The sequence below is a fragment of the Pseudomonas sp. genome, assembly GCF_049653025.1.
GTDB lineage: Bacteria > Pseudomonadota > Gammaproteobacteria > Pseudomonadales > Pseudomonadaceae > Aquipseudomonas.
The window spans coordinates 88,130-113,712 of the sequence record NZ_JBASFM010000011.1 but is presented as its reverse complement, the minus strand read 5'-3'; the positions used below and the strand labels follow the sequence as shown (position 1 = coordinate 113,712).

Sequence of the window (25,583 nt, the reverse complement as noted above, 5' to 3'; positions counted from 1 at the left end):
CGCCGCCGATGCGCAGGTCGATGTCGTCGGTGGAACTGCGGGTCTTGGTGCTGTCCAGCTGGCCGGCGGTGAGGAGCAGGTTGTCGATCTCGGCGGAGGTGATCTGCGCGCCTTCGAAGGTTTGCGGTAGCAGGCGGCCGTCGTTGAAGGTGATCACCGGTAGCTTGGGTTGCAGAGTGCCAAGGCGCGCTTCGGTCTTGGAGACGCGCACCTTGCCGGTGACGCCGGCCTTGCCGTAGTTGTCGACGGCCTTGCCATCGGTCTCCAGCGGGAACAGGGCACCGGGGGTGCGGTCGATACCGGCCTTGCCGGCACGGCCGCCACTGTCCAGTTTCAGCCCGAGCAGGCCGATGGCGTCCACGCCGAAACCGACCGTGCCCTGGGTGTAACCGGAGACGAAGTTGAGCTGGAAGCCCTGGCCCCATTCTTTGGCCTGGCCGTTGTAGGCGGCGTTGCCCAGCTGGTCCTGGCTCTCGCGGTTATCGGCGCTGAAGTAGAAATTGCGCAGGTTCAGGGTGGCCTTGCTGTCTTCGATAAAACCGGCGGCCGTGGCCTGTTGGGCGACAACGCCCAGGGTGATGGCCAGGGCCAAGGGTTGCATCTTCATTCTGGTTACTCCAATTCGGGTCTTTTTTAGGTATCCAGGGCCTGGCATCCCCAACTGCTGGCCTGCGTCCAATCGCTATATTTATTTGTATATAGCGATTGGCGTAGATAAAGCGCGCATACAGCAACGACTAAGGTGTTTACCTATCGTTATATTTGTGTGTATACAGCGCATGGTAAAAGCCAGGGCACGTAAGCGCTAGAGCCTATACGGCAGGGTCAGTGGTGCGATTGTTGAGGCCAAAACTGGCTCAAAACAGGCTGGATGATGCGCATCTTAAAGAACTTGACTTTCAAGTCAAGATTTTTAAAGATGCACGAAATCGCGGGTCAAGCGCTTGGCGCGACCGCAGAGAGTTTACTGCAAAGCGCGGCCTGAATGGCTAAGGCCTCTGTGCAAAAGACCGGCCGAATAGACCGGCCTGCTCAAGGCTTAGGCAGGTACGCCAAGGATCACATGGGACGCCTTGATCACTGCGGTGGCGTTGACGCCAACCGCCAGGCCGAGGGCGCTGACCGAGTCACGGGTGACCATAGCGACGACCTGATTGCCACCGGGCAGGCTGATCGCCACTTCGGCGTTTACCGCGCCATCGGTGATTGCGGTCACGGTGCCGGCCAGGCAGTTACGGGCCGATAGACGGATATCGCTGCTCTCGGTCATCAGCATCACCCAGGGGGCCTTGACCAAGGCGACGGCCTCCTTGCCCACGGCCAGGCCCAGCGACTTGACGCTGGCCTGGGTAACGATGGCAACCAGGCTGTCGCCACCCGGTAGGGTGATGACGACTTCAGCGTTAACGGCACCTGCGGTCAGGGCGCTGACAGTTCCTTTGAATACGTTGCGTGCGCTTACTTTCACGGGGTCACTCCGGGGTGGTGCAAAAATTTATACCTATCGTTGTATAGATAGAAATACAGCGGTAAGCGAGAGAGCCAGACTCTATGTGCAACAGCTATAGCTTTACCACCACAACGCCGCTGGCCTCGGGGCGGGGCGAGAGCCAGGCCCGGCAAGGGTCGGCCCGATGAGCGCGGCGCGTTTTATCGCCCGCATGTCGCTGGAAAGCGCCATAGGTGCGGACCTGTCGGGTGTGCGCATTCGCCTGCTGGAGGAGATCGACCGCCGCGGTTCGATCAGCCAGGCCGCCAAGGCCGTGCCCATGTCCTACAAGGCCGCCTGGGATGCGATAGATACGCTCAACAACCTGTCCGCCGAACCCCTGGTGCTACGCCTGGTGGGCGGCACCAATGGCGGAGGCAGCCAGCTGACGGCCTACGGGCAGAGTATGGTGGCTATGTACCGGGCGCTGGAGGGCGAGTACCAGGCCACCCTGGATCGGGTCGCCAGCCAGCTCGGTGCGGTTGGCACTGGCGATGTGCAAGGGTTTCAGCAGCTGATGCGGCGCTTGCGCATCAACAGCAGCGCGCGCAACCAGTTTCTCGGTGTGATCAGCGCGCTGACCCTGGGTCCGGTGGAGGCCGAGGTGCGCATCAATATCGGCCAGCACAGCGAGATCGTCACGGTGCTGACCCTGGCCAGCGTCGAGAGCCTGGGCCTGGCCGTCGGCGTCGAGGTGCTCGCCTTGGTCAAGGCTTCTGCGGTCATGCTGACGGTGGAGCAAGGTCTCAAGCTCAGCGCGCGCAACCAGCTGTGGGGCGAGATCAGCGTGATTCATCCCGGGCCGGTGAATAACGAAGTGACGCTGCTGCTGCCCGCGGGCCGCACCATCACCGCCGTGGTGACCCGCGCCAGTTGCGAGACCCTCGGCTTCGCGCCAGGGATGGCGGCCTGCGCATTCTTCAAAGCCTCCAGCGTGATTCTGGCCAGCCAGGTCTGAATCCGCCGCAGTAACCCGTAGTCCCAATCAACCACAAGGAGTCACCCGATGAAACACCCTGCACCCAAAGCGTTGCTTAGCCTGTTCGCCGGTCTGGTCTTTAGCGCCAGCAGCCTGGCGGCAGAAGTCCAGGTGGGCGTAGCCGCCAACTTCACCGCGCCGATTCAGGCCATCGCCGGCGAGTTCGAAAAGGACACCGGGCACACGCTGGTGGCCGCCTACGGCGCGACTGGCCAGCTGTATGCGCAGATCCAAAACGGCGCGCCGTTTGAGGTGTTCTTCAGTGCCGATGAAAGCACCCCGGCCAAGCTGGAGAAGGAAGGCCTAGGTGTGGCTGGCTCGCGCTTTACCTATGCCACCGGCAGCCTGGTGCTGTGGTCGGCCACGCCAGGCTACCTCGATGGTAGCGACGCGGTGCTCAAGGCCAACCAATACAAGCACCTGGCGATTGCCGACCCGAAAACTGCACCCTATGGGCTGGCGGCAACCCAGGTGCTGGATAAGCTCGCTCTGACCGAGGCCGTGCAGGGCAAACTGGTGACAGGGCAAAGCATTGCCAAGACGCTGCATTTCATATCCACCGGCAATGCCGAGCTGGGCTTTGTTGCGCTGTCGCAGGTGTACAAGGATGGCCAGCTCAGCAGTGGTTCGGCCTGGATAGTGCCGGCCGAGCTGCACACGCCGATCAAGCAGGATGCGTTGATCCTCAAGAAAGGCGAACATAATCCTGCCGCTGCGGCCCTCACCGAGTACCTGAAGGGGGCGAAGGCGGCCGCGATCATCAAGTCCTACGGCTACCAACTCTAAAAAGGCTGTCGTGATGCCACTGAGCAAAGCTGATTTCGCTGCGGTACTGCTGACGCTTGAGCTGGCATCGCTGACCACCCTGTTGCTGCTGCTGATTGGGACGCCGATTGCCTGGTGGCTGGCGCGCACGCGCTCGTGGCTGAAGCAGCCGATCGGGGCCATCGTCGCCCTGCCGCTGGTGCTGCCGCCGACGGTGATCGGCTTCTACCTGCTGGTGAGCATGGGACCCAATGGCTTCTTCGGCCAACTAACCCAGAGCTTGGGCCTGGGCACCCTGACCTTTACCTTCACCGGGTTGGTGATCGGCTCGGTGTTCTATTCCCTGCCCTTTGTCGTGCAGCCATTGCAGAACGCCTTCGAGGCGATTGGCCGTGGCCCGCTGGAGGCGGCGGCGACCCTGCGCGCCAACCCCTGGGATGCCTTTTTCACGGTGGTGCTGCCGCTGGCCAAACCGGGCTTTATCACCGCGGCGATTCTCGGCTTTACCCATACCGTGGGTGAGTTTGGCGTGGTGCTGATGATCGGCGGCAATATTCCCGGCAAGACCCAGGTGGCGTCCGTGCAGATCTATAGCCTTGTGGAAACCATGCAGTACGCCCAGGCCCACTGGCTGGCGGGCGGCATGGTGGTGTTTTCTTTTCTTGTGCTGCTGGCGTTGTATTCAGGGCGTAGTGGCAAACAGGGGTGGTAATGATCTGGCCTTTTTCGCGCCGCTCAGCGGCCGCTCGCACCGTGGCCGTGCCGGGGGCAATCCAGGCGCGTTTCAAGGTGGTGCACTCCGGCTTCAGCCTGGATGTTGAGCTGAACCTGCCGGGCCGCGGCATCAGCGCGCTGTTCGGCCACTCCGGCTCGGGCAAGACCAGTTGCCTGCGTTGCTTCGCCGGGCTGGACCGGCCGGCGGATGGCTACCTGCAGGTCAATGGCGAGCTGTGGCAGGACAGTGCCCAGGGCTATTTCCTGCCCGCGCATAAACGCTCGATCGGCTACGTGTTTCAGGACGCCAACCTGTTCAGTCATCTTTCGGTGCGGCGCAATCTGGAGTTCGGCCTTAAGCGCATCCCGGCGGCGGGGCGGCAGATCCCCTTGGCCCAGGCGGTCGAGTTGCTCGGCATCGGTCATCTGCTGGAGCGCCTGCCGGACAAGTTGTCGGGCGGCGAGCGCCAGCGTGTCGGCATCGCCCGCGCGCTGTTGAGCAGCCCGAAACTGCTGCTGATGGACGAGCCGCTGGCGTCGCTCGACCTCAAGCGCAAGCTGGAGGTCATGCCCTACCTGGAGCGTCTGCACGAAGAGCTGGAAATTCCGATCATCTACGTCAGCCATTCGCCCGATGAAGTGGCGCGCCTGGCCGACCATCTGGTGCTGCTGGAAGACGGTCAGGTCAGCGCCAGTGGCCCACTGAAGCCAACCCTGCTGCGCGCCGATTTGCCTTTTGTCTTCGAGGACGATGCCGAGGCGGTGGTGGAAGGCCGGGTGACCGCCCATGACCAGGCCTATGGCTTGCTCTATATGCAGTTGCCCGACAGCACTATCCAGCTGCGCCTGCCGCATGCGCCGTTGCCGTTGGGCAAGTCGGTGCGGGTCAAGATCAAGGCGCGCGATGTCAGCCTGAGCCTGCAGCAGGCCGAGGACAGCAGCGTGCTCAACCTGCTGCCGGCACGGGTGGTCGATTGGATCAACGCCGAGGGCCAGGCCCATGTGCTGGTGCGGGTGCAGGTGGGCGGCGAACAGCTGATCGCGCGCATCACCCGCTACTCCTTCGACCGCTTGAATATCCAGCGCGACCAGCCACTCTGGGCGCAGGTCAAGTCGGTGTCCTTACTGAGTTCCGCCTGACACCTGGGCAAACGAGCCAGGGATGACCGCCGAACGTTTTAGGCCGAGCAGTTCCAGCTCGATAAACACCAGCACCACGACGGCCTGGCCGATCACCAAGGCATAACCGAACAGGTTCGGCGCGACCCAGCCGCTGAGCAGCAACAACAGGCTGTCGATCAGCCACAGCGCATTCAGCGCCAGCACCGTCCACACCACCAGGCGCGACAGGGTTTCGCGCTTGGCCAGCCAGATCAGCCAGGCCGCCAGCGGCAGCAACGCCAGACCGCTGCCCAATAGCAGCTGGCGCGGCAGTTCGGTAAAGGCGCTCAAGCCATCGGCGAGCAGCAGCAGGTGCACGGCAGTGAGCACCCCGACCAGCCCATCGGCGAGCAGGGCACGGCGCAGTAACAGCGAAGGTTGCAAGGTAGTCATGGCGAAGCCTCCACAAAGGACCGCCGGGATGGCGGGTTGGTCCTTAGGTTTCGCCGATCCGCGCGCCGCGTCGATTACCTGCCAGGTAATGGCTGCAATAACCTCGCTGGTCTATCGTCGATGGCCATGAACAGTCAAAACCAGCCCGTCGGGGCCCTGCTGCGCCAGTGGCGCCAGCATCGTCGTCTTAGCCAGCTCGACCTCGCCTGCGAGGCCGATATCTCCACCCGCCACCTGAGCTTCGTCGAAACCGGGCGTGCTCAACCCAGCCGCGAGATGCTGCTGTTGCTCGCCGAGCAGTTGGATATTCCCCTGCGTGAGCGCAATCGCCTGCTTAGCGCCGCCGGTTATGCGCCGCTGTTTACTCAGCATGCGCTTTCCGAACCGGCCATGGCGGCCGCGCGCACCGCCATCGAACTGCTGCTCAAGGCCCACGAGCCCTACCCGGCACTGACCATCGATCGCCACTGGAACCTGTTGGCGGCCAACAGTGCCATCGCGCCCTTTCTGGTCGGCCTTGCCCCGGAATTGCTGGTGCCGCCGATCAATGTCATGCGCCTGAGCCTGCACCCGGGTGGTTTGGCTCCACGTATCGTCAATCTGGGCGCGTGGCGCGCCTATCTGCTGGCGCGTTTGCAGCGCGATATTCACGCCAGCGGCGATGCCCAGTTGCAGGTGCTATGGGATGAGCTGAATGCCTATCCGGGGCCGGCGGCCCCGGCGCAGTTCGACAGCGACACGGTGCTGATGCCGCTGCAGTTTTCCAGCGAGCAGGGCGTGGTCAGCCTGATCGGCACCACCACGGTGTTCGGCACGGCCAACGACATCACCCTGGCGGAACTGGCGCTGGAAACCTTCTTTCCGGCCGATGCCTTCAGCGCGCAGTACCTGCGTGACCTGGCCGCAGCGGCGCATCTTTCCGACGAAATCACTCTTTAGGCTAATTTCCTCGGGCGACGAGTGCAGTACCCTTGGCGCGCGACTGTATAAGCTGACATCGCTCAGCACTGCTCACAAAAATAATAAGGAGCACCCCCGTATGCGTTCTACAACGCTGTCTCGCTCGCTCTGGCTGTGCCTGATCGGTTTGCTGGCGAGCCTCTCGCCGCTGGCCGTGGCCCAGGCCGTCACCCCCCAGGAACAGGTGCAGGTGCAGGCCAGCCGGGTCACCAGCAGCCTGATGCTGTTACGCGGTGAAGGTTTCCAAAAGAAACACCAGGACGCCCTGGAAACTGACCTGCAAGCCCTCGCCGCCGCCGTGCAGAGCCTGCCGCAAAGCAGCGATGCCCTGCGCAGCGCCCATCAGGAGCTGGTGGTGCAGATCCGCCGTGGCGTGGCCTTCGGCCCGAATGAAGAAGACATGCCCTGGCGCTACCCCGAGGACCTGAGCAAAGCCCTGCTCGGCGTGCTCGAGGAAACCCGCAAGCTCTCGGCCGCGGGCGACAGCGAACTGTCGGCCAAGCTCGAATACCTCTCCGTGCAGTACCTCAGCCGTTCCTACTTCGGCAATTTCGAGATCGCCCGCGAGCAGACCGATACCTACCTCGGCCAGGACGAACGCAAGCTGGTGCCGTCGGTGGAAGAGCAGCTGGCCGCGCTGGACAGCAAAAGCAATCCGCAGGTCGGCAAGCTGAAAACCCGCTGGGAATACCTCAAGGCCGCGCTGGTTGACCTCAACAGTCAGAGCAGCGCCCTGCAGAGTGCCTCCGGCCGGCCGTTTGCGCCGATGACCGTGTACCGCCACACCCGTTCGCTGACCACGCAATGGATGGCGATGTACTAGAGCTCGCTCGTAAGAGCGAGTCGGTACAAGGCCGCCAATCAATGGCGGCCCAGCAGCGATCAGGCAGTGGCTTTCTTCTCGCGGATGCAGGTCGGGCCGGCGCGCTCGACGATGGCCTGTTCCAGTTCGTGGCGCAGGCCGAGCAGGAAGGCGGCTTCTGCCGCGACAAACAGCGGGCCGATCACCAGGCCCATGATGTCATCGACAAATGCCGGCTTGCGTCCCTCGTAGTGGTGGCCGACGAACTGGATGATCCAGCCGATGACAAACAACCCCAGGCCCATGCTTAGCCAGATCAGGGTGGATTGCTGCGCTAGCGCCGCGCCGGCCCACAGGCTCAGGCCCAGCAGCAGCGCCATCAGTACGCCGAAGCGCAGATCCAGGCGCAGATAGAACAGCGTCGCGGCCAAGGCAGTCAGGGCCGCGGGCGACAGCCACAGGCCGAGCAGATTGAAGCCTGGGCGCGACAGCAGCACCGCGACCGCCAGAACGATCAGTGGAATACCGATAAAGTGGCTGAGAATATTGCGTTGATCGCGGTGGTACGCCGCGTATTGGGCCAGGTGATCGACCAGGGTTTTCATTATTATTTTCCTTAGGCAAGACAAGTGCGCCCAGCATGCGCCCGCCGCCCCGCGCGGCTCTGTCAGCTAGCCGACAAACCAGGAGAACTGCATGACCGATGCCCGCGCCTACCAGGCCCGCCTGCGTGAAGGCCACTGGTTCAACGGCCTGCCCGTAGCCTTGCAGGAGGTGTTGCTGGGGGCTGCCCAGGTAGAGCGCCTGACGGCCGGCCAGGTGCTGTTTCGCCGTGGCGATAAACCCTGCGGCCTGTATGCGGTGGTTGAGGGCGGCATGCGTATCGGTGCGGTCAGCGCCACCGGCAAGGAGGCGCTGCTGACCCTGGTCGAACCGCCCTACTGGTTTGGCGAGATTTCCCTGTTCGATGGCCATCCGCGTACCCACGACGCCTTCGCCGAATGGCCCAGCACCCTGCTGCTGGTTCCGCAGGCGCGCCTGCTGGCGCTGCTCGAACAACAGCCGCAGTACTGGCGCGACTTCGCCCTGCTGATGAGCCACAAGCTGCGCCTGGCGTTTATCGCCCTGGAGGAAATGAGCCTGCTGCCCGCCGCTCCGCGCCTGGCGCGGCGCTTGTTGCTGATTGCCGAGAACTACGGCGAAGGCGAGTTGCGCCGGGTGATTCACCTGCCCCAGGAGCAGCTCGCCCTGATGTTGGCGATCAGCCGGCAGACCACCAACCAGATCCTCAAGGAACTGCAGGCCCAGGGCATCCTGCGCCTGACCTATGGCGAGATCGAGATTGTCGATCTGCAGCGCCTGCGCGAGGCGGCGCAGTAAGGCTGCAACCGCCGGCTCAACCCAGGCCCAGTTCCTTGGCCCTGGCCACGGCCTGGGTGCGCCGCTCAACGCCGAGCTTGAAGTTGATGCGCTGGGCGTGGGTCTTCACCGTGTGCAGCGAGATAAACAGACTCTCGGCGATCTGCTGGTTGGAGTAACCGCGGACGATCAGTTTCAGCACGTCCAGTTCGCGCCGGCTGAGCAAGGCCGCCGGGACACCGTCGTTTCTACTGGCCTCACCGGCCCAGCGCATCAATGCCGGACTGCGCTGGGCGAAGGCGCGTTCGGCGCTGGCCAGGTTCATTTGCCGGGCCAGAGCCAGGGCGTCGAGCAGTGCCTGCTTGGCCTGCGCCGGTTTGTTATCGGCATACAGTGCCTCGGCCAGGCTGAAACCTATCTCGCAGGCCAACGGCCGCCGCCCTTCGCCGAGTGCCTTGGCGTGCAGCTCGGCAAGGCCGCTTAACGCCTCATCGACCACGCCGTTGGCCAGACGCGCCTGCAATTGCAGCAGCTGCAGGCGCAGGTTCAGCTCCGGTGCGCCATAAGGCGAGACCTCCAGCAGTGCGTGCGGCATCGCCTGCAGGGCTTTGTCGGCCTGCGCCACGCGGCCCTGAATCAGCCACAGGCGTGCCTTGGCCCGGAGCAGCAGGCCCTGATAGAGGGCCTCGTCGATATGGTTGTACTGCATAAAGCGCTCGGCATCGGCAATCCGCTGGAATGCACTGCTGAGATCGCCCTGCAGCGCATCCAGCTCGGCCAGCCCCAGGTAACTCCAGAATGCCGCCGGATCGCCGCAGGCCAGGTTTTCCTGCTGGCCCGACTGATAGGCGCTGGTCGCCTCTGGATAACGCCCCTGCTGCAGCAACAAGGCGGCTCGCCGCAGTTGCACCCGGCCGCGCATTGGGCTGGCCTCTGCGCCCCAGGCGGTGCTCAGTTCGTTGTATAGGCGCTTGAGCAGGGTTTCCGCGCGCAACAACTCGCCGCGAATTTCCAACAATTTCACATGCCCGAGGGCCATTACGCTTTCCATGGCCAGGCTGGCATGCTCGCGGGCCTGCTTGGTGGCGCTGCGGTTGAGTGCCAGGGCGACGTCCAGGCGACCGTTGATCAGCGCCTGTTCGACCTGCAAGGCGCAGCAGAACAGGCGCTGGCTCCAGGACCGTTCGGGCAGCTCGGCCACCGCCTCGGTCAACAGTTCGCCGGCCTGCGCGGCGTTACCGCGATGGAAGGCCAGGTTGGCGTGCAAGGCCTTCCACTGGGCGATCAGTTCGCGCTGACGGCTGGCCGTGGGCTGCGGGGCAAAGCGGGCTAACTGCTCGGTGTAATGCTGCGCTTCATCCAGCCGGCCGCTGAACAGCAGCGCCCAGGCATTCAGCAGCAGCAAGCGTGGCGTACTGGTCAACAGCTCCAGCGGCAACTCGCGTCGCCATGCCATCAACTGGGCAAGACTGCGTCCCTGCAGCAGAAAGTCTTCGCTGTAGCGCTGCATCAGGTTGACGGCGACTTCACTTTGCCCAGCCTTGACGGCGCACTCCAGCGCCTGGCGCACATTGTCCTGGCTGACGTACCACTGGCAGGCCTTGCGAAACACTGCCTTGGCCAAGGTCGCCGGCAGCTGGCTGGCGAGCGCCGGAGCCACCACCGGCTGTACCCGCGACAACTGCCCGTCCGTCCCGCTTGGCTCGATAAACAGCCCGCACTCGCTGAGCTGCTCAAGCAGCTGGGCCCCCTCGCCCACGCCGAGCAGTTGTTCGCACAAGGCGGCAGTGAAATGCGGCAGCTGCGCCAGGCTGAACAACGCCTGAGACCAGCCATCCGGCAGTTCATCGAGGGCTTCACGCTGGAGATAGTCGAGCAGGCGTGGATCGCCACGATCCAATGCCAGCGGTGCCTGCCCCGGCGTCAGGCTCAGCATGTGCAGGCGCAGCGCCGCACACCAGCCTTGCGAATCCTCATGCAACTGCTCAATCGCCGGCCAAGGCCAGTGCAGCGCCTTGTGCTGCAACAACTCACCCAGCTCGCCCACGCTAAAGCTCAGTTCGCCCGCCCCCAGCTCGAACAGCTCGCCATCCATCAGCAGGCGTGACAGTTGCAGGGCCGGACGGCGGCGGCTGGCGATCCACCAGCAAACTCGCCGCGGTGCCGAGAGGATCAGGTCATTGAGTGCATGGTCGAGCGCGCTGTCGGCAAAGCGCGGGTAATCGTCGAGCAGCAACCACACCGGCCCCGGGCTGTGCTCCAGTTGCTGGATGAGCCCTTCCAGATCAGCGCTCGCCGTTCCCAGCCCAACCGCCAGCTTGTTGAACAAGGCCTCGCCGCTCAGCGCCTTGCCGCGCAAATCCAGGTAAACCAGGCTGGTATCGGCCGGGCACTGCTGCGCGCATTCACTGAGCATGGTGCTCTTGCCGCTACCGGCCGGGGCGCAGAGTAGGCGCAGGCGACAGTCGGCCTGTAGCAGGGCATCGCGCAGGCGTGGCCTGGGCAGGTGGCCTGGCGCGAGCCGTGGTAGTTCGGCTGGCCGTGAGGCTGCGGGTGACGATGGCGACATAAATGCCCCTGCAGATGCTCCAGTGAGATCGTCCTTGACGTGTGGGTTGCTGCGGGCCGGATGGCCGAGGCGCAGCAGATCGTAAACAGGTTCTCTGCGGCTAAACCGCCGTGCCGTCAGGATCAGCCGGCTGCGCCAAACGCGGTTTGCCAGCGCTGTACCTGCTGCGGCTCCGTGTCCAGGCGCAACAGCCCTGCATCCATGGCCTGGCGGGCGCTCAGTTGGCCGCGGACCATGGCCAGCAGCACGCCTTCGCCGGTGATCACCACGCTCTCGCCGGCTGCGGGTGCGGCCACGTGCAGGGTTACCCGCAGCTGCGCGCCCGTGCCTTCGAAACGCGCCCACAGGCCCGGTTCGACCAGCAGCAGGCTAAAGCTCCCGCCCATGGCGATCGGGGCGAGGGCGCTGCGCAGCTTTTCCAGCGTGATCTGCGCCCGGCGCATGCCGAAGCCGCCCTGCAGCGCAATCGGCTTGCTCAGCAGCTTGGCCTGGTAGGCGTCAAAGATGGCCAGCGCCACCGACAGCGAGGCCGGGTGCGCGGTGGTCAGGTCCATGGCCATGCCGTCGTAGCCGCACGCCTGGCTGCTGGGACTTGCGCTGCCGAGCAGCAGCACAAGTCCAGCGGTCACGATTGCCGAGGCTCTCATGGGGTGACGATGTCGAACCAGAAGTTGAACGTGTCGAGCAGGCCCATAAACTCGCCGAAGACCTGCGGGTTACCGTCGAACTTCAGCTCGCCGGACGCCACCTTCTGCTCCAGGGTCGCCTTGCCCAGTTGGATGTCTTCCAGGGCGGTCTTGCTCATGGTCAGGCCGACATCGGCCTTGGCGTCGGCCTTGGTTTCGTAGGTCAGCACACCGTTCTCCACGGTCAGGGCGTAGCTCTTGCCCAGGTCGGTGAAGTTGTAATTGAGCACCAGCTTCTTGCCTGCGGCGCGCTCGCCATTGAGGCGCACGGCCAGGTAGTCGAAGAGCATTTCCGGGGTCATGGCGCGGATCACGTCCGGGCTGGCGGTGACGGCACCGCCGGCGGCGGGCTTGCCGTTGCGCAGCTCGAACGCGCCCTGCAGGTAGATCGAGCGCCACGGGCCGGATTCGGCCTGGTAGCCCAGTTGCTCGTAGCTATCGGCCAGCAGGTTCTTCGCCGCGGTGTTGTCCGGCTCGGCGAACACCACCTGCTTGGCCGCCTCGGCCACCCAGCGGTACTCACCCTTGGCGAAGTCGACCTTGGCCTTCTCCAGCACGGCGGCCGAACCACCCATGTACTCGACATATTTCTTCGCCGCCGGCTGCGGCGGCAGCTTGTCGAGGTTGGCCGGGTTGGCGTCGTACCAACCCATGTAGCGCTGATAGACCGCCTTGGCGTTGTGCTTGAGGGTGCCGTAGTAGCCGCGCCCCGGCCAGAAGGCTTCCAGCTCCGGCGGCAGCTTGATCGCCTCGGCGATCTCCTCGCCGGTCATGCCCTGGTTCATCATGCGCACCGACTGGTCGTGGATGTACTTGTAGAGGGCGCGCTGCTTCTTCAGGTAGTCGTCGATCTGCGCCTGGCCCCATTGCGGCCAGTGGTGGCTCTGGAAGCGCACCTCGGTCTTGTCGCCGAACAGGGCGATGGTCTCACCGATGTACTTCGACCACTGCAGCGCATCGCGCACCTGCGCGCCGCGCAGGGTGAGCACGTTGTGCATGGTGCTGGTGGTGTTTTCGGCCATCCACATGGCCTTGTGATCCGGGAAGTAGGTGTGCATTTCCACCGGTGCCTCGGTGCCCGGAGTCATCTGGAACACCATCTTCACGCCGTCGACCTCCAGTTCCTGGCCGGTCTTGCGGACCAGCTCGGTGGGCTGGATCAGGGTGATGCTGCCGTGGGAGGTGGTCAGCCCCAGGCCGGAGCCAACGCCGCCCTGGGCGTTGCGCGGCAATAGTGCGCCGAACATGTAGATGGCACGGCGGGCCATGGCATTGCCGGCGATCACGTTCTCGCTGACCGCATGCTCGCCGAAGCCTTCGGGGGCGATGATGCGCACCTTGCCGGCCTTGACGTCGGCCTCGTCGATGATGCCGCGCACGCCGCCGAAGTGGTCGATATGCGAGTGGCTGTAGACCACCGCGACCACTGGCTTCTTGCCCAGATGCTGGTCGACCAGGTCCAGGGCCGCCTTGGCGGTTTCCGTGGAGAGCAGCGGGTCGAAGACGATCCAGCCGCTCTTGCCCTCGATAAAGGTGATGTTGGAGACGTCGTAGCCGCGCACCTGGTAGATGCCGTCGGTGACCTTGAACAGGCCGTACTGGATATTCAGCTGGGCGTTGCGCCACAGGCTCGGGTTGACGCTGTCCGGGGCCGGCTGATCGAGGGCGATGAACTGCTTGTAGCTCTCCAGATCCCAGACCACCTTGCCGTTGGCATCCTTGATGGTCAGGCTGTCCGGCTTGGCGATAAAGCCTTTCTGCGCATCGTCGAACTCGCGCTTGTCGTTGAACGGCAGCGCCGCCAGCACCGCCTGCTGGGCGGCCTTGGTGATATCGGTCGCCGCTTTGGTCGGTGCCGGTGCGGCCTGGGCGACGGTGCTGGCCAGCAGGGCGCAGGTCAGGCCGACGGCAGTCAGAGATTTCAGGGAGCGGTGCATGGGGTGCATCCTCATTGTTGTTGTAGTGGAAAACATCAGGCCTGGGCGACCCATTCGGCGGCGCGCTCGGCGATCATGATCGACGCCGCGTTGGTGTTGCCGCCGACCAGGATCGGCATGATCGAGGCATCCACCACCCGCAGGCCCTGGATGCCGTGTACGCGCAGCTGGCTGTCGACCACCGCGCCCTCGTCGTGGCCCATGCGGCAGGTGCCGACCGGGTGGTAGATGGAGTCGGTACGGCGGCGCAACAACTCGATCAACTGCTCGTCGCTGTGCAGGCCGGCAGCGAACACGTCGCGCAGGCCGAAGCGGGCCATGGAGGCCTGGGCGATGATCTCCTGAGTAATACGGTAGCCCTTGAGCAGGGTCTGCACATCGTCGTCGTGGCCGAGGAAGTTTGGGTCGATGCGCGGCGGCGCGGCGGGATCGGCCGAGTGCAGGCCGACGCTGCCGATACTTTTCGGCCGCAGCACGCAGACGTGGCAGCTAAAGCCGTGGCCCCAATGCAGCTTGCGGTTGTGGTCATCGAGCAGGCTGACCACCGAGTGCAACTGCACGTCCGGGCGGGCCAGCGCCGCGTCGGTCTTGAGGAAGGCACCGCCCTCGGCGAAGTTGCTCGCCAGCGGGCCGCGCTTGCGCGCCAGGTACTGACCCAGCGCCGCGCCCATCTTCAGGCTGCCGCCGAGCGAGTAGCCGAGCAACGAGTTGTCGCTGCTCTGGTAGCCCAGCACCGTGTCCGGGTGATCCTGCAGGTTCTGCCCGACGCCCGGCAGCTCGTGTTGCACGGCAATGCCATGGGGCTTGAGCTGTTCCTGCGTGCCGATGCCGGAGAGCAACAACAGCTGCGGGCTGCCGAAGGCACCGGCGCTGAGCAGCACCTCCTTGCGCGCCTTGAGCGTAATGGAGCGGCCCTTGATGCGTACCTGCACGCCGGTGGCCTGCTGGCCCTGCAGCAGGATGCGCTCGGCATGGGCACCGGTGAGCACGGTGAGGTTGCTGCGCGGCCGAACTGGCTTGAGGAAGGCGGTGGCGGTGCTCCAGCGGCGGCCGTCGCGGATGGTCACGTCGTACTGGCCGACGCCTTCCTGCTCCGCGCCGTTGAAGTCGGCGTTATGCCGGTGCCCGGCCTGCTGCCCGGCCTCGATAAAGGCATGGGTGGCGGCATGCGCCTCGATCTGGCCGACGTACAGCTCGCCGTCCTCGCCATGCAGGTCGCAGCCGCCGCGATGGTTCATCTCGCTCTTGCGAAAATACGGCAGCACCTCGGCGAACGACCAGCCGGGGTTGCCCAGCGCGGCCCAGTCGTCGAAGTCGCTGTGGTGGCCACGGATATAGATCATGCCGTTGATCGAGCTGCTGCCGCCGAGCACCTTGCCGCGCGGCTGGTAGCCGACACGCCCGCCCAGGCCGGGCTGCGGCACGGTGTCGAAGGCCCAGTTGACGTGACGGGTCGGCAGGATGGCGGCCACCCCGGCCGGCGCGTGCACCAACGGCGACCAGTCCTGCGGGCCGGCTTCGAGCAGGCACACGGAAACCGCCGGGTCGGCGCTCAGGCGGTTGGCCAGCACGCAACCGGCCGAGCCGGCACCCACGATGATGTAGTCGAATTGCATAAGCGCTCCGGTCGGGGAGAGGGGACGCTGGCATTGTTCGCGGAGCCGACAGGAAGTGATTGATCTTTGCCGACGGATATTTGATCTTTGCCGACATGGAAGCCTTTATCCGCACCACCTCATTCGCCGGCTTTCGCGAGCTGGTCGCCAAGCTCGGCGGTGATCCCGCGCCGCTGCTGCAGCGCTTTCGGGTCACGCCGCAATTGCTCGACGACGAAGACGCGCGGGTGCCGCTGCGTTCGTTGGTGGGCTTGCTGGAGTGCGCCGCCGAGGAGCTGGGGTGCGCCGATTTCGGCCTGCGCATGGCCGAGTATCAGAACCTGCACGTGCTCGGCCCGATCGCGGTGATGGCGCGCAGCTCGGCGAGCGTCGGCCATGCGCTGACGGAGATCGTGCGCTTTATCGGCTACCACAGCTCCGGCGTGCAGCTCGATCTGGACCGCAGTGAGCCACAGGCACCGCGCCTACTGATCGCCCTGCTGCTGCCTGGGACGCTGCCGCAGCGACAGATGGTGGAGCTGGCCATGGGCGTGGCGCACAACACCATGAAGCTGCTGTGCGGCAGCCATTTCAGTGCTCAGGCGGTGCAGCTATGTGGGGGCAGTCCAGTGCCGGTGGCGCGCTATCGGCGCTACTTCCACACCGAGGTGTATGGCGGCCAGGCCTGCAACGCCCTGGTGCTGACCGAGCAGCACTTGAGCCAGCGCATCGAACAGCAGGACCCGCAGTTGCACCGCATGTTGCTGCAGTACCTCAACCAGATTCATCTGCAGGGTTCTCCCGATCTGCCGGAGCAGGTGCGCCGCCTGGTGCTGCGCCTGCTGCCGACCCAGCAGTGCCGCCTGCCACTGATCGCCGAGCAGCTCGGCCTGCACGAGCGTGCGCTGCAGCGCCAGCTGGCCGAGCTGGGCCAGCGCTTCGACGAGTTGCTGGAAGGTATTCGCCGTGACCGCGCCGACTTCTATCTGGCCGAGCGCGATATCCCGCTGGCGCAGATCGCCGGCATGCTCGGCTACAGCGAGCAGAGCGTGTTCAACCGCGCCTGCCGGCGCTGGTTCGCCATGGCCCCCGGCGCGCGGCGCCGGCAGTTGCTGGCACTGCGCGGCAACCGCAGCGACTAGCGGGCAGCGCCGCCGCTGACCAGCCGCAGCACCTGCCAGTAGCTCGGCGGCGGCGGCACATGACCGCGCTCGCGCAGCAGGCGGTGCATCAGTGGCAGGCGGAAGTACGGCACCGAGGCCATCAGGTGGTGCTCGATGTGGTAGTTGACCCGGATCGGTGCCACGCAGGCGCGGGCCAGCCAGCCGGCGTGGGTGCTGCGGGTGTTGCGCAGTACGTCGCGGCTGTCTTCCAGGGCCGCGTGTTCGGCCATCGAACGGATGCGGATAAACAGCGGAAAGGGGGTGACATAGGCCAGCACCCAGACGCCATACAGCCAGGTCTCGCCGCAGGCCCAGAATGCGCCCAGCAGCACACCGTTGCTGATCAGCATGCCGGCGGCATTGCCCAGCAGGTCCCGCGGATAGTCCCACCAATGCCGGCCATCCTGCGGCAGGCGACGGATGTCGCTGGCCAGCGACCAGCCGAGCACGCCGGCATCCATCAGCAGGCGACCGATCAGAAACTTCAGCCCGGTGACGCCGCACAGGTCGCGCAGGAACTTGCGCGCCAGCGAGGCGCGAGTGGTGGGAAAACCAGCCACCAGGCACAGGTCCGGGTCCGCCGCGGTGGCGGTCTTGGCGTGGTGAGTCAGGTGATAGGGGCGGTACTTGTGCAGTTCGTTCCAGATCGGCCGCGAGCACAGCCAGTCGACCAGCACCTCGTTGGCCCACTTGCTCTTGAACAGGGTGCCGTGGGCCGCATCGTGCTGCAGGATGCCCAGGCACAGCTGGCGCCCGGCGATGATCACCAGGCCCACCAGCAGCGCCAGCAGGAAAGCCCACAGCGGCAACTGCTCGCGAGCCCAGGCCAGGGCGGTGAAGGTCAGGGCCAGCACCGCCCAGGTCGAACCCACCGCCCAGGCACCCCAGGCGTCGGAGCGCGCGGCGAGCATCTTGATCTCGTCGCGGCTGAAGATGTCGCTGATCTTGGTTTTCTCGTTCATGTCGATGGCCCGTGAAGCGTTAAAAGGACAGGTGCAACCCTAATCAAGCTTCGGCCTATAAACTTGACTAATCACGAGCGTAATTTGACTATTCGCGAACAACCACGCCGCACAGGCAATAGACCATCATGTTTCTGATCCGCAGCGGTGCCCTGGACGGCTTCGAGCGATTGCTCGGCCAGTTGGGCCAGAATCCCGCCGAACTGCTGCGCCAGCACGGTTTCAGCAGCGCGCAGTTGCGCGAACCCAACAGCTACCTCTCCTACCTGAAGCTGGCCGACCTGCTGGACGACTGCGCCCTGCTCTGTCACGAACCGCTGTTTGGTCTACGCCTGGCCGCCGGGCAGAGCCTGCTGGCGATCGGCGAGATGGCGTTGCCAGGCAGCCAGCAGCCGAGCCTCGGCGAGGCCCTGGAGTTTGCCAAGCGCTACCTGCACCTGCATGCCCAGGGGGTCAATCTGCAGGGCACTTTGGTCTCGGCCGACTATGAGCTGAGCCTGAGCTTCGCCTTCAGCAACGCCAGCGGTCTGTGGCAGCTCAACCAGCTGGGCGTGGGCCAGCTGTTCAACGCCCTGGGCTTTCTCACCGGCAGTACCAGCCGCCAGCTGCGCCTGCATCTGCAGCAGGCGCGCCCGTCCGACTGCGCCTGGCTGGCCGATTGGCAGGCGGGTCGGCTGGTCTTCGACAGCCCTATCAATGGCGTGAGTTTCCCGGCCGACTGGCGCGAGCGCCCGCCGAGCCGTGACGAAGCGCTGACTCGCGAGTATTTCCAGCAGCGCATGCAGATGCTCGCAGCGCGCTACCCGGACCAGCTGCAGGACCAGGTCTGCCATGTCATCAGCAGCCTGCTGCCGGCCGGCGAAGGCAGTGTCGAACGGGTCGGCGCGGCCCTCGGCCTGCACCCGCGCACCCTGCAGAAGCGCCTGCAACAGGAGGGCAGCAGCTTTAGCCAACTGCTGCAGAAGACCCGCCTGGGCATCGCCCGCCAACACCTGCAGCAACAGAAGATGAGCATCACCGACCTGGCCCTCAACCTGGGCTATGCCGAGGTTGCGGTGTTCAGTCGCCACTTCAAGCGCTGGACCGGCCTGTCGCCGCGGCAGTGGCGCGCGCAACAGGCAATACGTCCTGAACGCTAAGGCGGCTAGTGGGTGTCTGAAGAAAAAAAGGCGACCCTAAGGTCGCCTCAAACTATGGAGTTGCGCGTTGGAACTCGGTGATCAGCGCACGCCGGCCTGACGCAGAGCAGCCGGGGTGTAGCTGGACGCAGTGGTCTTGTAACCAAACTCGATGCTGCGTTTTTCTTCGTTTTTCAGGCCCAGTACCGAGTAGCGGCCGCCGATCACGTCATACAGGGTTTCGGCGGTATAGCCCGGAACCTGCTTGTGGTAGTACTGCTGGATATGGCCTTCGCCCACACGCCACAGTGCACCGCGGCCGTCGTAGTGGTCGACCACTGCCAGCTGCCAGCTGTCTTCGTCGAAGTACATATGGCGGGTGGCGTAGATATGCCGTTCGCCGGCTTTCAGCTTGGCTTCCACTTCCCAGACCCGGTGCAGCTCGTAACGGGTCACGTCCGGGTTGATATGGCCGGGCTTGATGATGTCGTCATACTTCAGGCTCGGCGAGTCGAGCTTGTAGCTGTTGTAGGGGATAAACATCTCCTTCTTGCCCACCAGCTTCCAGTCGTAGCGATCCGGTGCGCCGTTGAACATGTCGTAGTTGTCCGAGGTGCTCAGGCCATCGGCGGCGGTGGCCGGGCCGTCATAGGACACCTGCGGGGCGCGGCGTACGCGGCGCTGGCCGGCGTTGTAGAGCCAGGCCATGCGCGGCTCCTTGACCTGGTCGATGGTCTCGTGAACCAGCAGCACGTTACCGGCCAGACGCGACGGCGCAGTCACCCGCTGGATAAAGTAGAAGAGGATGTTGTCGGCCTTGGCCATGTTCTGATCGGCCAGTTCGCCTGGGTAGGACACCTCGTCCTCGAAGTGAATCATGCTGAACGCGCCGTCGGTCTGTGGCTGCACACGGGTCATCAGGCGCTTGATGTTACCGCCGCGGTAACGGGTGGTGTGGTTCCACACCACCTCGACTCCGCTCTTGGGCAGCGGGAAGGCGTAATAGCGGCTGTCGTTGAAACCGGTCAGACCGTTACCGCCATCCACCCCTTCGGTGTTCAGCGCACTGGTCTTGGCTGCGGCGTACACCGCATCCGGCAGCGCGGCGCTGCGATGGGTTGGATACACGGGCATTTTGTAGGTGTCCGGGTAACGCTTGAACATCGCCAACTGGCCGGCAGACAGCTTGTCCTTGTACTGCTCGACGTTGGCCGCAGTGATGGTGAACAGCGGCTGCTCGGCGGCGAACGGGTCGGCGAGGAAGCCTTTGCCATCTACCGCGCCGGCGTTGGCCGGCAGGCCGCCGGTCCACTCGGGGATGCTGCCGTCGGCGTTCGCGGCTTTCTCGGCACCGATCGGGGTCAGCGTGGCGCCCAACTGGGCAGCCTCGTCCGGGGCTACTTTGGCCATCACGCTGGTGGCCAGCAGGCTCAGGGCCAGGGCACCGGTTTGCATCAGGGTTCTGCGTACACTCATTTCTCTGTCCATCCTTATTCTTGTTCTGCGCGTTAGAAGCTCATGCCAACACTGAGTGCCAGGAAGTCACGATCAACCGAGGTGTTGTAATCACCACCGAAGAAATCGGTGTAGGAAATACTGGCGTTGTAGGTGTTCTGATAATCGGCATCCAGGGCCAGGCTGACCGCCTTGGCACCCTCGGTGAACAGGCCGTTGGGGCCGTAACCGTCGACGTCATGCGACCAGGCCACGCTCGGCTTGAGGTTGACCCCGGCGAACACATCCGGGTAATCCCAGATGGCGCGGGCACGGTAGCCCCAGGAGGTGGAGGTGACGAAACCGTCGTCCTCGCAGAACTGGCTGACGTTATTGGTCGAGGTGCCTGCACCGCCACCGTTGATGGTGCCCTTGTTCAGCGCCACGCACGCGTCGGAAATCCCGGCTGGGAACACCGCACCGGCGGTATTCGGGCGGGTGCCAGGCAGTGGACCCGGGCCATAGACCGCATCGCGGCCGTAACGGACTTCGGAGGTGTCTTCCAGGCCGCCGACCCGCACTACACCAATTTCGCCGACCAGGGTCAGGCGGCTAGCGCCCATGACCTGATCGAAGAAGTGGGTGAAGGTGGTTTGCAGCTGGGTGATCTCCTTGCGGCGATAGCCGGTGGTGTCCTGGCCTGGCGTGCCCTGCAGTACCGAGACGTTGCCGAAGCCGGCCATTGGCGTCAGGCCCGAATAGAGAATGTCGGTGGAGTTCAGCTGCACTGGGGCATTGGGTCGGTAGCTCAGCTCGCCCTGCCAGGCGGTACCGGTGGGCAGTGTGGTGGAGAAGCTCAGGCCATACAGCTGGATATCTTCCGGGTATTCCATGAAGTAACGGGCGCTGCCTGCGCCGGCTATTGGACGTACGCCTGCCAGCGGGCCGGGAAGTCCCGCAACAATGGCGTTGTAACGAGCCTGCTCGGGCAACGAGAGGCTGAAGATCGGCGCACGGCTGTGGTAGTTCATGAAGAAGGCACCGAACTCGGTATCCAGCGGCTCGAACAGATAGCGCAGCGCTGCGCCCCATTGCCCGCTGTCGTCGGCGTCGCGGTCCGGTCCACGCGGCACCAGCACACCTTCCTCGTTGATATCCGGGCCAAACGGGGCCAGGGCACCCAAGGCCAGAGCCGGGATCCCTGAACGGGGTGCCAGCACCCGCAGGTTGTCGTCACAGCCATCGGTCGCAACGTCCGCCTGGGCGAAGAAAGTGCCGCAGTTGTCGACCACGGTCTGGTCCCACTCCAGCTGGTAGAAGGCCTCGGCGGAGAGGTTTTCGGTCAGGCTCTGCGAGACATAGAACATGTTGACCGGGATCAGACCTTCCTTGAGCTCGGCACCTGGGCGACGGAACGCGGACACATCGACCGGGTTGATCGAGTTGATGCTGTTCTGGATAAAGGTACTTTCACCCCAGCTCACCACCTGCTTGCCCAGGCGCACCGAGCCCGGCTGATCGGCGATGGCGTAGTTGTGGTAGACGAAGGCGTCGAGCACCTGCGCGCCGGACGACTGTGCGCCTTCCTTGCGGTTGTGGTCGTCGATGTCCTTGAACAGGCGGTTCTCGTCTTTCAGCTCGAAGTCGTACCAGTACTTGCCGCGCACGAACACGCCGGTGTCGCCGTACTTCAGTTCGAGGTCATGGATGCCCTTGAAGATTTTCGAGAAGGTCTCGCCTTTCTTGAAGTTCAGGTGACCATCGTCAGTGGTTTGCGAAAGGCCCTTGCCGCCGTTGTTGGCCCCGATCAGATCTGGGTCGGCACCGCGCATCGACCAACTGGAACCTACCGACAGCGAGGAATCGAACTGCCCTTCGATCTCACCAATGTTGAACACCACGGCCTGCGCCTCGGCCGCGCAGCTCAACGCAATGGCGGCGGCCAATGCGTGTTGTTGAAAACGGGCACTTCTTATTTTTATGGTCATGCAGCTTTCCCCTGCTGGGTTTTTGATCAGCGGCCACGCTAATCAATCCCCCCTGCCGGGGTAACGGACAAAGTAGTGATATTGCAACTCATCCTAAAGCGTGAGGTTTTTCCGCCCGGGCTGCTGGCAGGCGCAACGGGCAGATGCGGAAGTGCCGAACGGCTGGGCTAAACTGCGGCCTTTGTTCCGCTCTGGTCTGATTGCTGATGTTGTTAAGCCCTGCTGCATCTTCTGCCATACCGCCCCTGCCCCTGGTGCTGGCCGGCCCGCTGTTGCGCCGCCTGCAACCTGAGCGCCTGGTGCTGTGGCTGGTTGGCAGCCAACCGCTGACGCTGAGCCTGCTGCTGAGTCATGACGCTGCGCCCGAGCCACAACGCTTCGCTCTGAACGGCGACAGCTGCCAGGTCATTCAGATTGGCGAGCAGGCGTTTATCCATCTGATTGATCTGGCGCTGGAGAGTCCGCTGCCTTGCGACGTGCAGATCGACTACGACCTGCTGATCGAACAGCCCGACCAGGCGGCGCAAGGCATGGCCGATTGGGCACCGCACCTGCTGTATGCCGGCGCGACCCAGGCCAATTTCGTCCTGCGTGCGCAGCTGGATCATCTGCTGCACGGCTCTTGCCGCAAGCCGCATCACCCGGCGGCCGATGGCCTGCTTTGCGCCGACCGTCTGCTGGCCGAAGCGCATGCCCCCGAACAGCGCCCGGCCTTGTTGTTGATGAGCGGCGATCAGATCTACGCCGATGATGTCAGCGGGCCGCTGCTGCGGGCGATTCATCAGGTCATCGCCCGTCTGGGCCTGTTCGGCGAGTGGCTGCAAGGCGCGGTGGTCGATGACAGCGACGCGCTCTACGTGCATCCGGCCAGCTACTACCAGCGCGCCGAATTGCTGCCGGCGCTGAAGAGCAACGAAACCCTGCGCGAGCGGTTTTTCGGTGGCGTGGAAAAGCCGGTATTCACCAGCAGCAGCGCCGACAACCACCTGGTGACCTGCGCCGAGGTGCTGGCCATGTACCTGCTGGTCTGGTCGCCGACGCCCTGGACCCTGCTCGACGCCGAGATGCCGGCGCTAAGCGCCGAGGAAGTGCCGCGTTACCAGGCCGAACGCGGCCATATTGAGGCGTTTCGTGGCGGTCTTGGCCAGGCCGCGCGCGCCCTCGCCCATCTGCCGACGCTGATGATCTTCGATGACCACGACATCACCGATGACTGGAACCTCTCCGCGCAGTGGGAAGAGACGGCCTACGGTCACCCGTTTTCCAAACGTATTATTGGCAACGCGCTGATCGCCTACCTGCTGTGCCAGGGCTGGGGCAACAATCCGGAGGTGTTCGCCGAACCGTTGCGGGCGATCCAGGCCATGAGCGCCGGGCGCGATGCGCGCAATCATCTGGACAGCGCCGTGCAGGACGCGCTGATCGAGCAGCTGCTGCGCTTTCACCAGTGGCAATACGTGCTGCCAACCAGCCCAGCGTTGGTGGTACTGGATACCCGCACGCGGCGCTGGCGTAGCGAGCGCAACCTCAAGCGGCCGTCCGGCCTGCTGGATTGGGAGGCGCTGTGCGAGTTGCAGCAGGAGCTGCTCGATCATCCGTCGGCGATCATCGTCTCCCCCGCGCCAATGTTCGGCGTCAAGCTGATCGAAACCATCCAGAAGGTCTTCAGCTGGGCTGGCCACCCGCTGCTGGTCGATGCCGAAAACTGGATGGCCCACCGTGGCGCGGCGCAGGTGATGCTGAATATCTTCCGCCACTCACGCACGCCGGGTAACTACGTGATCCTCTCCGGCGACGTGCATTACTCGTTCGTCTACGAGGTGCTGATCCGCCAGCGCAAGCGCGGCCCGCAGCTCTGGCAGATCACCAGCAGCGGCCTGAAGAACGAATTCCCGCCGCGCCTGCTCGACTGGTTCGACCGCCTCAACCGATGGCTCTACGCACCCTGGTCGCCGCTTAACTGGCTGACCACCCGCCGGCGTATGCAGGTCAGCCCGCGCATCCCGTCGCGCAGCAAGGCCGGCGAACGCCTGTGGAATGGCGCGGGGCTGGGTCAGGTGTTTTTCAACGAGCAGGGCCAGCCCAGCGCGATCTACCAGCTGAATGCCGATGGCTCTGCGCCGGTGGCCTTTGTCGATGATCGCGATGATGCGCCGGCTGTTCAGGCGGCGCGCAGTCGCTCAGAAACCGCGTCTTAGCGCAGCTTTTCCAGCATCTGGTAGTACCACATGCCCGCCGCCAGCATCGGGTTGCCGAACACATCACCCAGCGGCACCTTGATGTGCTTGCAGGCGGCGAAGGTGTCGTAGTGACCCATGGTGCCGGTCAGGGCGTTGGCCATGATCTCGCCCATGATATGGGTGGTGGCGATGCCGTGGCCGGAGTAGCCCTGGCAGTACCAGACGTTATCCGAGAGCTTGCCCAGCTGCGGGATACGGTTGATCACGATGCCCATGGCGCAGCTCCACTGAAAATCAATGTCGACGCCCTTGAGCTGCGGGAAGGTCTGCTCGATGCCGGGGCGCAGCTCGGCGGCGATATCCCGCGAGTCACGCCCGGAGTAGTTGCAGCCGCCGCCGAACAGCAGGCGGCCGTCGGCGGTCATGCGGTAGTAGTCGAGGACGAAGCGGCAGTCGTACACGGCCAGGTCCTGCGGGTTGATCTGCTTGGCCAACTCGCCCAGCGGCGCGGTGGTGACAATGCCGCCCATGGCCGGGAAGATCATGCCCTTGAGCTTTTTCGGCTCCAGCTTGTGATACACGTCGCCGGCCAGCAGCACTTGCTTGGCGTTGATCCGGCCTTCGGCAGTGACCACCGCCGGCTTGGCACCGTGGATGATCTCCAGTACCGGCGAATGCTCGAAGATCAGTGCGCCCAGGCTGGCTGCGGCCTTGGCCTCGCCAATGCACAGGTTCAGCGGGTGCAGGTGCATATTGCGGGTGTTCTTCAGCGCGCCGCTGTACAGGTCGCTGGCCAGGTGGCTCTGCACCCCGGCGCGGTCGAGCAGGGTGACGTCATTGGCCATGCCGCGGCGTACCGCTTCGGCGTAGGTGGCCTCCAGTTCCTGCATATGCACGGGCTTCATCGCCGCATGCAGGTGGCCGTGCTTGAGGTCGCACTGGATCGCGTATTTTTCCACGCGCTTTTTGATGATCTCGTGGCCGCGCCAGCGCAGGTGCCAGATAAAGTCTTCAACCTCCTCGCCCAAGGTGTTGCGCATCTGCTTGGTCATCGCCGCATCGCCCGACAGGCTGCCGGTGACCTGGCCGCCGTTGCGCCCGGTGGCACCCCAACCGATCTTGTGCGCCTCGACGATGGCCACCTTGAGGCCACGCTCGGCCAGCTCCACGGCAGACGCCACACCGGTAAAGCCGCCACCGATGATCACCACATCGACGCTGACCTCGCCCTGCAGGGTCGGGTAGTCGGTTTCCTCATTGAGGCTGGCGCTGTAGTACGACTTGCAGCGTTCGGCGGCGGGCTTCACGGGTTTGATTGCGGCGTTCATA

General features: G+C 64.4%; 21 protein-coding genes and 2 pseudogenes. 10 read left to right on the top strand and 13 right to left on the bottom strand.

Features of this window, described 5'->3' with window-relative positions; genetic code table 11:
- Both WBK23_RS09965 and WBK23_RS09960 read right to left on the bottom strand, forming a co-directional pair.
- Window positions 1-607 (bottom strand): OprD family outer membrane porin (locus WBK23_RS09965; RefSeq protein ID WP_424483818.1); only part of this gene is annotated, 607 nt, incomplete at its 3' end.
- Between the two features lie 432 nt (window positions 608-1,039).
- Window positions 1,040-1,468 (bottom strand): TOBE domain-containing protein, encoded by a 429-nt coding sequence (locus WBK23_RS09960; RefSeq protein WP_424483817.1) that lies wholly within the window; start codon window positions 1,466-1,468, stop codon window positions 1,040-1,042.
- A 166-nt stretch (window positions 1,469-1,634) separates the two neighbouring features.
- Here WBK23_RS09960 and WBK23_RS09955 point away from each other — a divergent pair, with 166 nt between their 5' ends.
- Genes WBK23_RS09955 through modC form a run of 4 tightly spaced genes read left to right on the top strand, consistent with a single transcriptional unit; the run spans window position 1,635 to window position 5,087 of the window.
- The gene (locus tag WBK23_RS09955; RefSeq protein ID WP_424483816.1) at window positions 1,635-2,447 is read left to right on the top strand and encodes a TOBE domain-containing protein; all 813 of its coding nucleotides are present in this window, start codon (window positions 1,635-1,637) and stop codon (window positions 2,445-2,447) included.
- 48 nt (window positions 2,448-2,495) lie between these two features.
- Window positions 2,496-3,254, top strand: coding sequence for a molybdate ABC transporter substrate-binding protein (gene modA, locus WBK23_RS09950; protein WP_424483815.1), 759 nt, complete (start codon window positions 2,496-2,498; stop codon window positions 3,252-3,254).
- Window positions 3,255-3,267: 13 nt separating this feature from the next.
- A complete protein-coding gene (modB, locus tag WBK23_RS09945) occupies window positions 3,268-3,945 on the top strand; it encodes a molybdate ABC transporter permease subunit (protein ID WP_424483814.1) in 678 nt (225 codons plus the stop codon).
- Window positions 3,945-5,087, top strand: coding sequence for a molybdenum ABC transporter ATP-binding protein (gene modC, locus WBK23_RS09940; RefSeq protein ID WP_424483813.1), 1,143 nt, complete (start codon window positions 3,945-3,947; stop codon window positions 5,085-5,087). Before modB ends, modC begins: the two co-directional genes overlap by 1 nt.
- Here the strand turns inward: modC and WBK23_RS09935 are convergent.
- Window positions 5,070-5,501 carry a hypothetical protein gene (locus tag WBK23_RS09935; RefSeq protein WP_424483812.1) on the bottom strand — a complete coding sequence of 144 codons (432 nt, stop codon included), beginning with the start codon at window positions 5,499-5,501 and terminating at the stop codon, window positions 5,070-5,072. The two genes, modC and WBK23_RS09935, sit on opposite strands and share 18 nt — an antisense overlap.
- Before the next feature lie 126 nt (window positions 5,502-5,627).
- Between WBK23_RS09935 and WBK23_RS09930 the strand changes: the two genes are divergently transcribed.
- Together WBK23_RS09930 and WBK23_RS09925 are read left to right on the top strand one after the other, a co-directional pair.
- The gene (locus WBK23_RS09930) at window positions 5,628-6,440 is read left to right on the top strand and encodes a helix-turn-helix domain-containing protein (protein ID WP_424483811.1); all 813 of its coding nucleotides are present in this window, start codon (window positions 5,628-5,630) and stop codon (window positions 6,438-6,440) included.
- A gap of 100 nt (window positions 6,441-6,540) precedes the next feature.
- The gene (locus WBK23_RS09925) at window positions 6,541-7,284 is read left to right on the top strand and encodes a hypothetical protein (protein ID WP_424483810.1); all 744 of its coding nucleotides are present in this window, start codon (window positions 6,541-6,543) and stop codon (window positions 7,282-7,284) included.
- 59 nt (window positions 7,285-7,343) lie between these two features.
- Here the strand turns inward: WBK23_RS09925 and WBK23_RS09920 are convergent, their stop codons facing one another.
- Window positions 7,344-7,868, bottom strand: a complete 525-nt coding sequence (locus WBK23_RS09920; RefSeq protein ID WP_424483809.1) for a DUF962 domain-containing protein — start codon at window positions 7,866-7,868, stop codon at window positions 7,344-7,346.
- A 91-nt stretch (window positions 7,869-7,959) separates the two neighbouring features.
- On the opposite strand from WBK23_RS09920, the gene WBK23_RS09915 reads away from it, so the two are divergent.
- Window positions 7,960-8,643: a Crp/Fnr family transcriptional regulator gene (locus tag WBK23_RS09915; RefSeq protein WP_424483808.1), complete on the top strand. Its 684-nt coding sequence runs from the start codon at window positions 7,960-7,962 to the stop codon at window positions 8,641-8,643.
- Between the two features lie 16 nt (window positions 8,644-8,659).
- On the opposite strand, the pseudogene WBK23_RS09910 reads toward WBK23_RS09915, so the two are convergent.
- From WBK23_RS09910 to WBK23_RS09890, 5 genes and pseudogenes are all read right to left on the bottom strand, one after another.
- Window positions 8,660-8,845 (bottom strand): annotated as a pseudogene (locus WBK23_RS09910) (response regulator transcription factor); the annotation flags it as partial.
- A gap of 111 nt (window positions 8,846-8,956) precedes the next feature.
- Window positions 8,957-10,078: pseudogene (locus tag WBK23_RS09905) on the bottom strand (helix-turn-helix transcriptional regulator); the annotation flags it as partial.
- A 1,235-nt stretch (window positions 10,079-11,313) separates the two neighbouring features.
- Window positions 11,314-11,820 (bottom strand): hypothetical protein, encoded by a 507-nt coding sequence (locus tag WBK23_RS09900; RefSeq protein WP_424483807.1) that lies wholly within the window; start codon window positions 11,818-11,820, stop codon window positions 11,314-11,316.
- A gap of 14 nt (window positions 11,821-11,834) precedes the next feature.
- Entirely contained in the window at window positions 11,835-13,814 is a 1,980-nt protein-coding gene (locus WBK23_RS09895) for an alkyl/aryl-sulfatase (RefSeq protein ID WP_424483806.1), read from the bottom strand.
- Between the two features lie 35 nt (window positions 13,815-13,849).
- Complete coding sequence (locus WBK23_RS09890) at window positions 13,850-15,430, bottom strand: GMC family oxidoreductase (RefSeq protein WP_424483805.1); 1,581 nt, start codon at window positions 15,428-15,430, stop codon at window positions 13,850-13,852.
- A 59-nt stretch (window positions 15,431-15,489) separates the two neighbouring features.
- On the opposite strand from WBK23_RS09890, the gene WBK23_RS09885 reads away from it, so the two are divergent.
- Window positions 15,490-16,551 carry an AraC family transcriptional regulator gene (locus WBK23_RS09885; protein WP_424483804.1) on the top strand — a complete coding sequence of 354 codons (1,062 nt, stop codon included), beginning with the start codon at window positions 15,490-15,492 and terminating at the stop codon, window positions 16,549-16,551.
- Here WBK23_RS09885 and WBK23_RS09880 read toward each other — a convergent pair.
- Window positions 16,548-17,534, bottom strand: a complete 987-nt coding sequence (locus tag WBK23_RS09880) for a fatty acid desaturase family protein (protein ID WP_424483803.1) — start codon at window positions 17,532-17,534, stop codon at window positions 16,548-16,550. The genes WBK23_RS09885 and WBK23_RS09880 overlap by 4 nt on opposite strands.
- Before the next feature lie 128 nt (window positions 17,535-17,662).
- On the opposite strand from WBK23_RS09880, the gene WBK23_RS09875 reads away from it, so the two are divergent.
- A complete protein-coding gene (locus WBK23_RS09875; protein ID WP_424483802.1) occupies window positions 17,663-18,673 on the top strand; it encodes a helix-turn-helix domain-containing protein in 1,011 nt (336 codons plus the stop codon).
- Window positions 18,674-18,754: 81 nt separating this feature from the next.
- Here the strand turns inward: WBK23_RS09875 and WBK23_RS09870 are convergent, their stop codons facing one another.
- Window positions 18,755-20,128, bottom strand: a complete 1,374-nt coding sequence (locus tag WBK23_RS09870) for a DUF1329 domain-containing protein (protein WP_424483801.1) — start codon at window positions 20,126-20,128, stop codon at window positions 18,755-18,757.
- A gap of 32 nt (window positions 20,129-20,160) precedes the next feature.
- Window positions 20,161-22,074 (bottom strand): DUF1302 domain-containing protein, encoded by a 1,914-nt coding sequence (locus WBK23_RS09865; protein ID WP_424483800.1) that lies wholly within the window; start codon window positions 22,072-22,074, stop codon window positions 20,161-20,163.
- Window positions 22,075-22,280: 206 nt separating this feature from the next.
- Between WBK23_RS09865 and WBK23_RS09860 the strand changes: the two genes are divergently transcribed.
- Window positions 22,281-24,272: an alkaline phosphatase D family protein gene (locus WBK23_RS09860; protein WP_424483799.1), complete on the top strand. Its 1,992-nt coding sequence runs from the start codon at window positions 22,281-22,283 to the stop codon at window positions 24,270-24,272.
- Here the strand turns inward: WBK23_RS09860 and WBK23_RS09855 are convergent.
- Window positions 24,269-25,582 (bottom strand): NAD(P)/FAD-dependent oxidoreductase, encoded by a 1,314-nt coding sequence (locus tag WBK23_RS09855; RefSeq protein ID WP_424483798.1) that lies wholly within the window; start codon window positions 25,580-25,582, stop codon window positions 24,269-24,271. The genes WBK23_RS09860 and WBK23_RS09855 overlap by 4 nt on opposite strands.
- Window position 25,583: the final 1 nt, after the last annotated feature.